Annotated in this window: 8 protein-coding genes; 5 read left to right on the top strand and 3 right to left on the bottom strand. The window is 55.0% G+C overall.

From position 1 onward, the window contains the following. Positions 1-189 precede the first annotated feature (189 nt). Entirely contained in the window at positions 190-525 is a 336-nt protein-coding gene (locus FNT36_RS10785; protein ID WP_144847317.1) for an ASCH/PUA domain-containing protein, read from the top strand. A gap of 36 nt (positions 526-561) precedes the next feature. Here the strand turns inward: FNT36_RS10785 and FNT36_RS10780 are convergent, their stop codons facing one another. Continuing rightward, entirely contained in the window at positions 562-2,622 is a 2,061-nt protein-coding gene (locus tag FNT36_RS10780) for an OmpA family protein (RefSeq protein WP_233635832.1), read from the bottom strand. 227 nt (positions 2,623-2,849) lie between these two features. On the opposite strand from FNT36_RS10780, the gene lon reads away from it, so the two are divergent. From lon to FNT36_RS10760, 4 genes are all read left to right on the top strand, one after another. Then, on the top strand, positions 2,850-5,354 hold the full coding sequence (gene lon, locus FNT36_RS10775; RefSeq protein ID WP_394348940.1) for an endopeptidase La: 2,505 nt from the start codon (positions 2,850-2,852) through the stop codon (positions 5,352-5,354). Positions 5,355-5,499: 145 nt separating this feature from the next. Beyond that, complete coding sequence (gene porQ / locus FNT36_RS10770; RefSeq protein ID WP_144847315.1) at positions 5,500-6,549, top strand: type IX secretion system protein PorQ; 1,050 nt, start codon at positions 5,500-5,502, stop codon at positions 6,547-6,549. Positions 6,550-6,672: 123 nt separating this feature from the next. Further along, complete coding sequence (hslU, locus tag FNT36_RS10765) at positions 6,673-8,091, top strand: ATP-dependent protease ATPase subunit HslU (RefSeq protein WP_144847313.1); 1,419 nt, start codon at positions 6,673-6,675, stop codon at positions 8,089-8,091. Between the two features lie 108 nt (positions 8,092-8,199). After that, on the top strand, positions 8,200-8,922 hold the full coding sequence (locus tag FNT36_RS10760; RefSeq protein WP_144847311.1) for an SDR family NAD(P)-dependent oxidoreductase: 723 nt from the start codon (positions 8,200-8,202) through the stop codon (positions 8,920-8,922). Positions 8,923-9,062: 140 nt separating this feature from the next. Here FNT36_RS10760 and FNT36_RS10755 read toward each other — a convergent pair whose 3' ends face one another. Both FNT36_RS10755 and FNT36_RS10750 read right to left on the bottom strand, forming a co-directional pair. Further along, a complete protein-coding gene (locus tag FNT36_RS10755; protein WP_144847309.1) occupies positions 9,063-10,424 on the bottom strand; it encodes a RagB/SusD family nutrient uptake outer membrane protein in 1,362 nt (453 codons plus the stop codon). 21 nt (positions 10,425-10,445) lie between these two features. Next, on the bottom strand, positions 10,446-13,634 hold the full coding sequence (locus tag FNT36_RS10750; protein ID WP_233635831.1) for a SusC/RagA family TonB-linked outer membrane protein: 3,189 nt from the start codon (positions 13,632-13,634) through the stop codon (positions 10,446-10,448). Between the last annotated feature and the right edge of the window lie 584 nt (positions 13,635-14,218).

Raw genomic sequence — 14,218 nt, 5'->3', positions numbered from 1 at the left:
TCCTTAACAATTTCTTCCCCGACTCGCTCTCGTTTTCACCGAACCATCTACGTAGCCGGGCCGTTTTATAGCTACTCCCACCCCCCTTCCGGCTGCCGGCTCCTTGCCAGCGGGCGGACGGGGGGTACACGTTTTGCCCGGCCCTAGGTGGCTTACCTTCTGCAAATAACCCGCTAATACTACTTAATTATGAACGCTTATTCTTCTTCGTCGCATCCTGCTAGCGTTGCCTTACCCCGCCGTACGCACGAGCTTACTATCTGGCCCGACTCTTTTAGCGCCGTAGCCAATGGCTCCAAGCCGTTTGATGTACGCAAAAACGACCAGAACTTTCAAGTAGGCGACGCCTTGGTGCTGCGCGAACTGAACCCTACTACGCACGAATACACCGGTCAAACGCTGATTCGCTGGGTGAGCCATGTACTGCCCGGCAACACCTTCGGCGTCGAGCCCGGCTGGTGCGTGCTGGGTCTCAGCATCATGGCCCCGCTGCCCCCCGGCATCACGGACACGAAACTGTGGTAGGTAGTTGTTTAGTGCCCTTGCTTTTGCGAGCAGGCACTACTCTGGCTTAATCAGCCTGAACTCTACCCGGCGGTTGGTGCGGGCGTCTTCCTCAGTTAGCTCATTTTTGAGGGGTTTGCTAGAGCCATAGCCAAAGCTCTCGATGCGGTCGGGCCCCAGCTTACCCTTGCGCTCGATGTAACGGCGAATTTCCTCGGCCCGGTCTTGCGACAGCTTCTCGTTCACGTCGGGGTCGCCCCGGCCATCGGTGTGCCCGGCTATGCTGAGCCGAAAGTCGGGATGGTCAACCAAGAACAGCGTAATGCGGTCGAGCGTGGGCTGCATTGCGGGGCGAATTCCAGACTTATTTGCCTCGAATTCAATGTTTTTGAAGATGAGCGGCAGTTTGTAGTCGATGCTATTGGTGAGCAACGACATTACGGTGTCGCCTTTCAGGGCAAACTGTTTCTCGACGGTAAAGGCATCGGGACTCTGAATGAGCATGACGTAGTGCGAGCCTTCTATCAACTCAAAATTGAAGGAACCGTCGGGGCGCAAGTATTTGCTGGCTACTTCAATACCATTATCAAGGTCGATTATGCTGACGATGCCTTTGAGCGGCTTGCGGCTCACCGAATCGACCAGCGTACCTGCTACCTCAGTCGTGGCCTGAGGCTGCGCCTCCATAGGCAGCGGAAATGAATAGAGGTCGAGGTTGGCAATGTCTTGTTCCTCAGACCGGGCGTAGTAAAGATTTTTGCTCTGGCTGTCGATAGTAAAGTAATACTCTGACCCCTTGCCATTTACAAGCGGACCAATGTTGCGTGGTTCCTGCCAGTGACCAGCCACGCGGTAAGTTTTGTAGATATCGAAGTCGCCAAAATTGAGCAGCTGCCCCCGCGAGCTGAAATAGAGCACCTGGTAGAGCGGATGAAAAAACGGGCTCACTTCGCTTTCGCGGGTATTTACGACCGGGCCCATATTTTGGGCGCGGCCCCACTGGCCGTTTTTCTGCTTCACGGTAAAGTAGATATCCGACAGGCCGAAGCCACCTAGGCGGTCGGAGGCAAAGTAGAGCGTGTCTTCCTTGGGCGAAAGCGTGGGCTGCGAATCCCAGGCAGTGGAGTTGACTAGTGGGCCAAGACTTTTGGGCACGCTCCACTTGCCGTCTTTGCCCAGGGTGGCGCTGTATAAGTCGCAGTTTCCATGACAGGTAGCGCATTCGCAGCGCGCAAAAAAGATGGTGCGCCCATCGTGCGAGAAGCACGCTGAGCCTTCATTATCGGGCGAGTTGATGGGCTTAGGCAGCGGCTCAGCCTCGGACCAATAGTTGGGGCCTTCGCGGTGCGACACGTAGAGGTTTTCGTCGGGCTGCGGGCGCACGCCGCGCCGCGCCAGGCGCTTCGAGGAAAATAGCAGCATCGAATCGCCGGCACCCAGGGTCGGCCCGTAGTCTGGAAACTTCGAATTGATGGCGTCGCCCATGTTGGTATACACATTTTTGGGCGGGTGAAACGTGTTCACGCTCTTGCGGTATTCTACCACATCGTAGTACACCTTGAGGGGCACGTAGAGGTCGGCGTTTTTTTGCTCTAGCGAGTCGTAGTAAAGTTGCACGCGCTTGATATCGGTGCGGTGGTGTTTGAGCGCTAGGCGGAAGTAAGCTTTAGCCACTTCCTGCTGGGTCGAATCCCGCTGCGAAAGCTGCCCTAGGTGCCACAGCAAGTCCGTATTGCGGTAGAAGTTCTCGATGCCAAACTGCGCTACGTATTTGGTAAGTAGTGTACGCGCTTCGGCATAGTGCCGCCGCCGCTCGGCCCGCTGAATAGCCCGCAGCGCCTTTTTGTCTTCATAAAAGGCTATTTTATTAATATTTACGAAGACAGGTGTGCCGTCGGGGCGCACGCGTAAGCGGCGGCTGAGGCGGCCGGGCAAGGTGCGCTGCTGGTAGGCAGGGCGCACTACAGGCGTGCGGGCCGCCGGGCTGGCGGCGGGCGTAGGCTTGGCCCCGGCGGCGCGGGGGCGCGGCTGAGCAGCGGCCGTGCCGACCATATGTAGGAGCAGCCAAGCTGCCAAAATCCACCGTAAAGAATAGTGATAAACCAATAGGCTACGCATAATAAACTAACTGATAAGCAGAACTAAGGTGCAAGTTCATACACAGCCGCCATTTGTGCTGCACACTGGCCTCAAACTACCCCTAGGTGCGCCGCTTTGGCGGCCCCGCTAGGCTGGCACGCCCCTTGAACTCGTATTGTCCTTGCGCAGCCTTACCTTAGGCGCGGGCTCGTGGCTGCCACTCTGGCAGCCAGTTGGCCGCCTAGCGGCGCCTTTTCCTACTGCTAATGACCTTTGCTACTTCCCGCCCCAGCTTATTTTTAGCGGGGGGCTCCGACTCGGCTCCGGAAGCCATTGCCATAATGGCGGCCGACCCCGACCACCTTATCTCGGCCGACGATGCGCCCGCGGTGCTGGCGCTGCTGCCAGTGCGCAATACCGTGCTATTTCCGGGCGTGGTGCTACCCGTGACGGTGACCCGCAAAAAAAGCATTCGACTGGTGCGCAAGCTGGCGGCCAAGAATGAAAAACTAGTGGGCGTGGTGGCGCAGCGCAACCCTGAGGCCGACGAGCCCGGCTTGGAGGACCTATACCCTGTGGGCACCTTAGCCCGTATTCTAAAGCTTATAGACCAGCCTGATGGGCAGGTGACTATCATCATTCAGGGGCAGCTGCGCTTCCAAATCACGGAGCAAGTCACGTTTACACCGCAGCTTACGGCGCGCGTCACGTACTTTGAAGAGCGTGCCCTGAACGCCGACAAAGATGGCGAGTTAGTGCTGCTGCAAAGCCTGCGCGAAGCCGCTGGTAAGGTGCTGGAGCTTACGCCCGAGATTCCGAACGAAGCGCGGGCCATGCTGGAAGGTATTCAGTCGCCAGCGTTCCTGATTCACTTCTTGTCGTCAAATGTGCAGCTCGACTTGCCTGCCAAGCAGCTGCTGCTAGAGCTAGCTGACCCTGAGGCGCAAGCTGGCCAGTTGCTCGAAGCGTTGCTACGGCAGATTGAACTGCTCGAAATCAAGAATGACATTCGCACCAAGGTGCACACGGGCATCGACGCGCAGCAGCGCGAGTACTTTCTGCGCCAGCAGCTCAAAACGCTGCAAGACGAGCTAGGGCAAGGCGAAAGTGCCGAGCAGGACGTAGCCGACCTACGCACCCGCGCTAAGGCTAAAAACTGGCCCGAAGCGGTGGCCAAGCACTTCGATAAGGAGCTAAGCAAACTGGCACGCATCAACCAGATGTCGCCCGACTACCCCGTGACGCTCAACTACGTTGAGTTTTTGCTTGATTTGCCATGGGGCGAGTATACCAAGGACAAATTCAACCTCAAGAACACCAAGAAAATCCTTGATGCTGACCACTTTGGCCTTGAAAAGGTGAAGGAGCGCATTCTAGAATACCTGGCAGTGCTGAAGTTGAAGCAGGACCTTAAAGCGCCTATTTTGTGCTTGTATGGTCCTCCCGGTGTAGGCAAAACCAGCCTAGGACGCAGCATCGCTACGGCGCTGGGCCGCAAGTATGTGCGCATGAGCCTAGGTGGCGTACGCGACGAAGCCGAGATTCGAGGCCACCGCAAGACCTATGTAGGCGCCATGCCAGGGCGTATTATTTCGCAGATTAAGAAGGCGGGCGCTAGCAACCCGGTTATCATTCTGGATGAGATTGACAAGGTGAGCAGCGATTTCCGCGGCGACCCTAGCTCGGCGTTGCTTGAGGTACTTGACCCCGAGCAAAACTCTACCTTCACCGACAACTACTTGGAGGTGGAGTACGACCTGAGTAAAGTACTGTTCATCGCGACAGCCAACTCGCTAGAAACCATTCAGCCCGCCCTACGCGACCGGATGGAGATTATCGACCTCACTGGCTACACGCAGGAAGAGAAAACTCAGATTGCCAAGAAGCACCTCTGGCCCAAGCAGCTGCGCGAGCACGGCCTAGGCGAGCAAGAAGTGAAAATAACCGACCAAGCGCTACACCGCGTGGCCGACGACTATACTCGCGAGAGCGGCGTGCGCAACCTCGACCGGCAGTTGGCCGCCCTCACCCGCAACCTGGCCCGCCGCAAGGCTGGCAAGGAAACGCTGCCGGGCGTGCTCGAGCCGCAAGACGTACTCAAAATCTTGGGGGCACCGCGCTTCGACCGCGACCTTTATCAGGAATCGGACACGGCGGGCGTGGTAACGGGCCTGGCCTGGACGAGCGTGGGCGGCGATATTCTCTTTGTAGAGAGCCTCTTGAGCCGCGGCCGCGGTAAGCTTACGCTCAGCGGCCAGCTCGGCGATGTGATGAAGGAATCGGCCATTACGGCCCTCTCCTACTTGCGTGCCCGGGCCGACGAGCTAGGTATCGACTACCGCTTGTTTGAGCAGTACGACCTGCACATTCACTTCCCCGAGGGTGGCATTCCGAAGGACGGGCCAAGCGCGGGCATCGCCATTTTCACGAGCATTGCCTCGGCTTATACCCAACGCCGCGTGCGCCCGCACCTTGCTATGACTGGCGAGATAACCCTGCGCGGGCGGGTGCTGCCAGTGGGCGGCATTAAGGAGAAACTGCTGGCTGCCCGCCGTGCCGGCGTGCGTGACGTGATACTATCGCCCAAAAACCGCAAGGACGTAGAGGAGATAACGGCTGACTACCTCAAGGGTCTCACTATCCACTACGCCGAGCGGGTCGACGATGTGTTGCAAGTAGCCTTGCTGCAAGAGAAAGTGGCCCGCCCACAATCGTTGCCCGTGCGCGACGAAGCGCCTGCTCCGACAGGGCCTAGCGTGGAAGTACAATAAAAATTAGCCTAGGCTACGCAGTTTGAGGGTGAGGGTAGCGAGTATCTATGGCAGCACCGCCTAGGTGCTCGCTACCCTCTCACCTAAGCGGTGTAGTGTAGGCTGTGGGCTGGTGCGGCAGCCTAAGCCCCGTAACTTTAGCCTCATGAAGCACCTCTCCGCGCGTTGGTTCGTCATCCTTGTTGGGAGCCTGGGGGCGCACATTGTGCAGGCGCAAGTTGGCGGGCGCTCGGCCTTCCCATTTCTGAGTTTACCGCCGTCGGCTCAGCTAGCTGCGGCAGGCGGCATGAATGCCTCGGCCCGCAGCAGCGACCCCACGCAGCTCTTTGGCAGCCCAGCGCTGCTAAATGCGGAGATGGACCATGTAGCGGCCATTAGCTACGTGGCCTATGTGGGCAGCATCAAGCAAAGCACTGCCGCCTATGCGTTTAATACCGAGAAGCGAGGACGCTTTGGCTTTGGCTTCACGTATTTAAACTATGGTGATATTCCGAGCTTCGACGCCGCCGGCAATCCCCTAGGTACCTTCGGCGTCAATGAATACGCCTTTACTGGGGCCGACTCGTACACCAAAGGCAAGTTCACCTTCGGGGTAGCGGCCAAGTTTGCGGTATCGAGCCTGGCTACCAACCGGGCCCTGGCTCTGGCTGGCGACGCAGGCGTGCTTTACAAGCCTAATGAGCAGGACTTCACAGTGGGGCTAGTGGTAAAAAACGCAGGCTATATGCTGAAGCCCTATATTGCTAGCAGCCGCGAGCCGCTGCCGCTCGATGTACAACTGGGCACTACCATCAAGCCCGAGCACATGCCACTGCGCTTTACGCTCACGGCCCACCACTTGCAGCAATGGAATATTCAGTACCTCGACCCCAATGACCGGGGCACGACCACTGCTGGCGGCGACACAGTGCGCGCCGGCCGCAACTTTGGCGACAACCTGGCCCGCCACTTCACGGTGGGCGCCGAGTTGCTCCTAGGTACTGGTTTTCGGGCGCGAGTGGGCTATAACCACCTGCAGGCCCGCGAGCTGCGCCTCGATAACACCGGCGGTGGAGCAGGCTTTAGCTTCGGCTTTTTGCTACGCATCAGCCAGTTTCAGCTCGACTATACTCACGCTACGCTGCAAGCGGCGGGGTCGAGCAACTATTTCACTCTCAGCCGCAGCCTGAACAACTTGTTTAAAAAGAACCAGTAAAACTTTGTCATGCGGCGCCCGCACAGCATCTTCTTGGGCCAATAGCTGTTTAGAAGTATTCCTTCCTGACGGCTTGGCTTAGGTAAGCCGCCTAGGTTGCCCCGCCTGAATTACTAGACCCGAATGCTCAACGACACCTTTCTTACCCCGGCCCAGATTGTGGCCGAGCTCGACAAGTACATCATCGGCCAGCACGAGGCCAAGCGCCACGTAGCCATTGCCCTGCGCAACCGCTGGCGCCGCCTGCACGCCCCGGCCGATATGCAGCAAGAGATTGTGCCCAACAATATCCTGATGATAGGAGCCACTGGCGTGGGCAAAACTGAGATTGCACGTCGCTTGGCTCACCTCGCCGATGCTCCATTTGTGAAGGTAGAGGCCAGTAAGTTTACCGAAGTTGGCTACGTGGGCCGCGATGTAGAAAGCATGGTGCGTGACTTGGCTGAGCAGTCGGTAAGCCGCCTGCGCCAGCGCCGCCAGGAAGAAGTGAAGGCTCAAGCTCAGCAGGCTGTGGAGGACATTATTCTCGACGCACTTATTCCGCCCATGAAAGCCCCAGCCAATGGCAACGGGGGCAGCCTAGGCTTCGGTATTAGCGGCGAGAGCATTGCGGCCGACGCTATTCCAACCTCCGACCAAGAGTTGAATGAGCGCACCCGCGAGCGTTTTCGCCAGAAAATTCGCAACGGCGAACTCGAAGACCGCCGCATCGAAATTAACGTGGCGCAGTCGGGCCCCAGCGTGGGTATCATGGGCGCGCCGGGCATGATGGACGAGGCTACCATGTCGGGCCTGCAAGACATGCTAGGTAGCATGATGCCAAAGAAGTCACGCAAACGCAAAGTGAGCGTGGCCGAAGCCCGTAAGTTGCTGCTCGAAGAAGAAGCTGCTAAGCTTGTGGATATGGACGAGGTGAAGGAAGAAGCCGTTCGCCAAGCCGAAAACTCGGGCATCATCTTCATCGACGAAATCGACAAAGTAGCTACCAGCGGCAGCGGCAAGAGCGGCGGCCCCGATGTGAGCCGCCAAGGTGTGCAGCGCGACCTGTTGCCCATCGTGGAAGGCTCGGCTGTAAACACTAAGTACGGGGTAGTGAACACCGACCACATTTTATTTATCGCCGCTGGTGCCTTCCACGTGAGCAAGCCTAGCGACCTTATTCCTGAGTTGCAGGGCCGCTTCCCCATCCGCGTCGAGCTGCAAAGCTTGACTAAGGACGATTTCTACCGCATTCTGAAAGACCCCAAGAACGCGCTCACCAAGCAGTATCAAGCGCTACTGATGGCCGAGGATGTACAGCTGGATTTTGAAGACGCAGCACTGTCGCGCCTGGCCGAAATCGCGTTTGAAGTCAATTCGGAGGTGGAAAATATTGGCGCTCGTCGCCTGCACACCGTCATGAGCCGGCTACTAAACGACTTGTTATTTGATGTGCCCGACCAACTGCCCGCTGGCACCCACCTCACCGTGACGCCCCAGCTCGTAGAAGAGCGCCTGCGCGATATGGTCAAAAACCGTGATTTGAGTCAGTATATTCTGTGATTAACACAGGCCAAACTGCCACCTAGGTCAGTAGAAGCCAACAGAGCCCGTAGTCAGCACGTAGCTGATTACGGGCTCTTGTTTTGGAGCCGCTGTACCCTCCCAATTATGCATTACTACCTCATCACGGGTGCCAGCCAGGGCTTAGGCCGGGCATTAGCTGAAGCCATCCTCCAGCGCCCCGATACGCAGGTGCTTGGCATCTCACGCCACGCCACTATTGAGCACGAGCGCTACCAGCACCAGCCGCTCGACCTCTCCGACATCGAAGCCGTTGAGCACAACCTAGGGAAGATATTCCTACCCCGCCTCGATGCGCAAAGCCTGACGCTTATTAATAATGCCGGCACCCTAGGTGAAATTGGCTATGTAGGCGAATTACCTAACGAGCACTTCCAATTTGTATTCGACCTAAACGTGGTAGCTCCTGCCATGCTTATGAATACGTTTTTGAGCGCATATGGCGGCCTAGGTGGCATTCCGCGCACCGTGCTCAACATTACCAGCGGTGCTGCCCAGCGCCCCGTTGATGGCTGGGCGGCCTACTGCGCCTCAAAGGCGGCGCTGAATGCGCTGTCCGAAACGGCCCAGAAAGAGCAAGACCTCCGAGGCTCCGGTGTGCGCGTGTGGGCGCTTGCCCCAGGCGTGGTCGATACGGATATGCAAGCACACATCCGCACGGCCGAGGCGACACAATTTAGCGAGCATGCGAAGTTTGCGAAGCTACACGCTGAGGGAGCGCTCCGCAGTTCAACGGAGGCAGCTGCAACTATATTGGAGTGGCTGGCTGAGCCTGTGCAGCCTGGGGCCTCGGTGCTCACCCGTATATAGCAGCACTTATTACTACTATTCTAGAAACAGGTACAACTTAGAACCCAGTAAAAAGCCCCACCGGAGAATCCGAGTGGGGCTTTTGATTATTCTCTAGCTCCTGTCAATAAGAAGCGAGAGTAGCTACACCGAGCTATTGGTTAATAGCCGGGGTTTTGCGTAATAACTAACCCGTTGGTGAGTTGCACTTCGCGCAATGGCAGCGGGAAAAGATTGCGATAAAGCTCTTGGTAAGTAGGGCGAGCTATCTGCACTGTATTGGTCCGCCGCAGGTCGTACCAATACATGCCCTCATACGCAAACTCCAAGCGGCGCTGCAGCAGGATGTCAGTCACCAAACCGGCTGCCGTGGTAGCCGTGGTATTAGCCAGACCAGCGCGCGAGCGGATAATGTTTAGGTTAGTGGTAGCTGTAGCTATGTCACCGGTTTGAGCGGCAGCTTCTGCAATAGTCAGGACTACTTCGGCGTAGCGCACAGCGTTGAAGGGGTCATCACGGTTCGCAGTCTGCGTGTATTTAGCCGTGGTACTGCTCGTTAACACGTTGATTGCGAGACGACGGTCACCAGTGGGGTGCGCGGCAGAAATAGCCGTACCTGGGTCGAACTCATCACGGCCGCCCGGCGAAGGGTACCAATAGAAAGCGTACTGGCTCTGGTCGGTGTTATTGAAAGCCAGCTGCCAAAGCACATCGGTTGCAGCGCTGCCAGCACCAATGGTAGCGCTGCTAAAGTTGGCTACTACGGGCACCTGCTGGGCAAACTTCAATGCATCAGCGTACTGACGCATACGCAGTTCAAAGCGAGCCCGTAGTGCCAGTGCGGCTGATTTTGTGATGCGAGTACCTGAGCCTACGGCCAAATTAGCAATTGCATAGTCTAGGTCAGCCCGAATGGCTTCAGCTACAGCTGCTTCAGTAGCCCGCGGAATAGCCTCTGTTTCGGTTCCTATAGCGGTGGTCGGCGTTAGACGCAGGGGCACCCCTAGGCCATTGGGATAGCCGTAACCTTGGGGCGTGCCGCCCCACAGGGCCAACAGATTCATGTAGTGGAACGCGCGCAAAGCACGGGCCTGCGCGATAGTAGACTGCTTCGCAAACGCAGGGTCATTAATCAATTCGCTCTGCTGAATCAGGTAGTTAGCGCGATTAATACCTACGTAGATGGCATTCCAAGTATTGCCAATCTGAATGTTATCAGGCGCAGCCAGGTTCTGTGCAATTACTCCATAAGTGGTAGTGAAGGTGCCACGAAATGAGATATCACCCGAAATCAGGTCGGAAATGGTAGGAAAGGCCAGACCTGCATAATCAGAAGATTGCACAGCGTCGTAGGCACCTAGCAGGCCAGCAGCAGCATCTTCCTTTGTAGTGAAGCCAGTGTCAGAACTAACGCTGTTGGATGGCTCCACATTGACAGCCTTTTCGCATGAGCCCACAGCCAAGCCCAGTGTTAGGAGCAGGGCCGAGCGAGTAGCAAGTTGGCGAATGGTGAATAGGTTCATATTTAGTATAAAGTCAGAGTATTAGAAGCCCAACGTGATGCCGCCCGTGATAGTGCGCGCCTGCGGGAAGGTGAAGAAGTCGGTGCCCAGCGCGGTGTTATTGCCGCTAAACGAGCTCACCTCCGGGTCGAGGCCCGAGTACTTCGTGAAGGTCACCAGGTTTTGCGCTTGTGCATAGACGCGTAGCGAGCGGATGTGCGCCCGCGTAATAAAACCAGACGTGAACGTGTAGCCCAGCGTCACCGTCTTGAAACGGCCATACGAACCATCTTCTAAGAACCGGTCGGAGTTACGCGCATTCGTGTTGGGGTCGCCGTACACTGCACGCGGAATGTTGGTGTTCGTGTTGGTAGGCGTCCAACGATTTAGTACCGCAGCGTCCTGACCGTAGTCCGTGCTCATACCTTGAGTATTGCTAGCTGCCGAATTGTAGATTTTGTTGCCTACGTTGTACTGGAATAGTACACTTAGGTCAAAATTCATGTACCGCAGTGTATTAGTAATGCCCCCAAAGAATTTGGGCTGGGCATTGCCAATAATCTCTTGGTCGTCAGCCGTGATGCGGCCGTCGCCATTCAAGTCACGAAACTTGATGTCGCCGGGGCGAGTCAGGGCAGCCTGGTATATACCAGTAGACGAAGTCCGATTCAGCGCATTAATCTCTTCCTGCGTTTGGAAGATGCCATCGACGCGGTAGCCATAGAAAGCACCTAGGGGCTGGTCTACGATGAGGCGGCTAGCAAAGCCCGATGCTACACCAGTAACGCTGGGGTCCGACAGCTTGGTAACCTTGTTACGGTTAAAGCTGATATTGAAGTTCGTTTCCCAATTAAAGCCCGTGCCTTCGTTGCGCAGGTTTATGGTAGTTAGGGCTACTTCTAAGCCTTTGTTCTCCAAATTGCCTACGTTGGCGCTGTAGCCAGTGAAGCCCGTGTCGGAGGTCAGGCGTTGCGTTAGCAGTAGGTCGTCGGTTTTACGCTTGTACAAATCAACCGACACATAGAGTCGGTTTTCAAGGAAACCTAAGTCAAAGCCAACGTTAGTTTGGCGCGTACGCTCCCATTTCAGGTTGGGGTTAGCTAGCTGGGTCAGAGACAAGCCGCCTTGGGTCAAATAGTTAGCGCCAGGACTAATCAGGCCTCGCGAGCCAAAGTTGCCCGTGGGCTGGTTACCCGTTTCGCCATAGCTACCACGCAACTTCAATTCGCTCAGTACGGTTTGGTCTTTCAGGAACGACTCATCAATCACACGCCAGCCCAGCGAGCCCGACGGGAAGTAGCCTACCTGGTTATCGGCGCCAAAGCGCGATGACTGGTCACGCCGCACCGAGGCGCTAGCCAAGTAGCGACCCTTATAGGCGTAGTCAACTTTTGCTAGCAGGCCAAACAGTGCGTTGCCGGTCGAAGAAGAAGTAGCATTTACTTTGGTAGCTCCAGCCGATAACTCTCGAATGGCATTGCTAGGAAAGCTGGTAGCTTGCGAAAAAGCATCACTATAAGAATCGCGCTGATATTCAGCCACAAACAATGCATTTAGCGAGTGGTCATCACCAAAGGTTTTGGTATAGTTCAGCGAGCTAATGTGGTTGTAATTCAGGTCTTGCAAGGTGGCTAGGGTAGCCTCACCGCGCACCGCTGCACCAGGGTTGGTAAGCGTAGAGTAGAACCGGTCGTCGCGGCCATAGGTAAAGTCTAGGCCGAATGAAGCTCGATACCGGAGGTTTTTGATGAACTCAAACTCAATAAATTGTGAACCAATCAAACGGTTGTTAACACTACGGATAAATGGCTCATTAGCGGCCGCTACTGGGTTTTCCAGCGACCCAATCTTAAAGTAAGTGCCGTTAGTATTATAAATGGGCAGGTCTGCCGAGTAAAGGCGAGCGGTAGTCAGCACCCCGTAGATGCTGTTATCGTTATTGATACGGTTGTTGGTACTACGGGTCAGGCCAATAGAGGTACCCATCCGTACCTTATCTGATAGCTTGCTATCAACGGATAAACGCATGCTACCACGGTTGAAGCCGGAGCCCACGATGGTACCTTGCTGGTCAAAGTAATTCAAAGCCAACCGGTATCGGGTAGCATCATTGCCGCCCGAGAACGTGAGGCCATAGTTGCTGATGGGTGCCGTGCGCAGTACTTCATTGCTCCAGTTAGTGCTGGGAGCCGTGCTTGGGTTCTGAAACTGGCTGAGCGGGCGGTATGTGGCGGGCGAGGCATCAACGTAAGACACTAGCCCCCCAGTACCACTGGTGTTTCTTACCCCGTATAGATAAGCGGCGAGTTCAGCGTTAGTGCGGAACGCATACGGGTTGCCAGTCGGTCCAAGGTTCGTAACATAGTTACCGGCCGCGTTGGCCGGGAAGCGGTTGGCTGCTGCTTCTAAAAACAGTTGCGTTTGCTGTTCGCCGTTCAATATTTCTGGACGCTTCCATACCGACTGCGCGCCAGTATAATAGTCTACGTCGATGCGAGCCTTGCCCGACTTACCGCGCTTGGTGGTAATAAGCACTACGCCGTTCGATGCCCGTGAACCATAGATAGCCGCCGCAGCAGCGTCTTTTAGTACCTCTATCGACTCAATATCGTTCGGGTTCAGGTCATTCAAGCCGTTGGTGAGTTGGTTACCAGACCCTAGCTGTGTAGTATTGCCAGTAACTACAGGCAGACCATCTACTACGTACAGCGGCTCGTTGCTGCCATTGATAGAGGCCGCCCCACGCACGCGCACCGAAATGCCCGAACCTGGAGTACCCGAGTTTTGGGTTACTTGTACCCCAGCAGCGCGGCCTTGCAAGGCTTGGTCAACCCCGATAACGGGTTGGTCCTTATACTGAGCTGAGCTAACACTGGCAATGGCACCCGTTATCTCACGGCGCTCCAACTGCTGGCCGTAGCCCGTCACAATTACTTCGCTCAGTTCTTTATTATCAGCTGATAATACTAGGTCAATGTTGGTACGGTTGCCGATAGCTACTTCTTGCGTAGCCATGCCTAGTGAGCTAATAACTAGCGTACCGCCAGCTTCAGGCACGTTCAGCGTAAAACGACCGTCAACGCTGGTTGATACGCCAGTTGTGGTGCCCTTCAATAGTACAGTCGCGCCCGGCAGTCCTTCACCTGTCTTTTGGTCAGTTACCCGCCCTGTCACCGTCCGTGACTGAGCAAATGCCGTGTGGCATGAGGCAACTATGAGCACAGTGCTCATTAGTAAGTTTTTATTCATTGAAAATTGTAAGAAGGTAGAATAGAAAGTTTTGCTATTTCTTAATAGCAAGTTAAAAGTTGGGCTTGCAAGATAACCTAAATACTATTGGCAAACAACATCTATTTTATCACACTAAAAAGACAACATTTTACAAGAATCCTTACAATCTGGCCAACTGCTCATTTACAACACGCCAATTTGTCTATTAATCAATAAGTTAAACAATCATATTCCTTACATCTTATATATCAAGCCCCTACAACTTATAAAATTATTTACTAGCCTAAAAGAGCTATTGATTTTACTACAATATTTTAATTTATGCATATAGAAGATGAATCATTGATTACTGCAGCATACAGAATTAAAATTTATCAACAATAAAGATTATCCATCAGCCAAACAATACGCATTTGTCCTAAAGTAAGAACCCTAACTATTTTATATATTAAATACCTGTTACAACAAGTCTGTTTTAGTTACAGCTCAATTTTTACCACAGGTATGGTGCCTAACGATAGACTACTTCATCTCGACTGCAGAAATAAAGTTGGAATGAGAAGATAACTAGTAATGCTATTTCT

The organism is Hymenobacter setariae, from assembly GCF_007713685.1.
Lineage (GTDB): Bacteria > Bacteroidota > Bacteroidia > Cytophagales > Hymenobacteraceae > Hymenobacter > Hymenobacter setariae.
The sequence above is the reverse complement of the archived record's forward strand: the minus strand, read 5'-3'. Positions and strand labels throughout refer to the sequence as shown.

Coding starts and splice junctions, on each gene's coding strand:
- hslU (WP_144847313.1), top strand. CDS start 6,673: ATGCTCAACGACACCTTTCTTACCCCGGCCCAGATTGTGGCCGAGCTC.
- FNT36_RS10780 (WP_233635832.1), bottom strand. CDS start 2,622: ATGCGTAGCCTATTGGTTTATCACTATTCTTTACGGTGGATTTTGGCA.
- FNT36_RS10760 (WP_144847311.1), top strand. CDS start 8,200: ATGCATTACTACCTCATCACGGGTGCCAGCCAGGGCTTAGGCCGGGCA.
- FNT36_RS10750 (WP_233635831.1), bottom strand. CDS start 13,634: ATGAGCACTGTGCTCATAGTTGCCTCATGCCACACGGCATTTGCTCAG.
- FNT36_RS10755 (WP_144847309.1), bottom strand. CDS start 10,424: ATGAACCTATTCACCATTCGCCAACTTGCTACTCGCTCGGCCCTGCTC.
- FNT36_RS10785 (WP_144847317.1), top strand. CDS start 190: ATGAACGCTTATTCTTCTTCGTCGCATCCTGCTAGCGTTGCCTTACCC.
- porQ (WP_144847315.1), top strand. CDS start 5,500: ATGAAGCACCTCTCCGCGCGTTGGTTCGTCATCCTTGTTGGGAGCCTG.
- lon (WP_394348940.1), top strand. CDS start 2,850: ATGACCTTTGCTACTTCCCGCCCCAGCTTATTTTTAGCGGGGGGCTCC.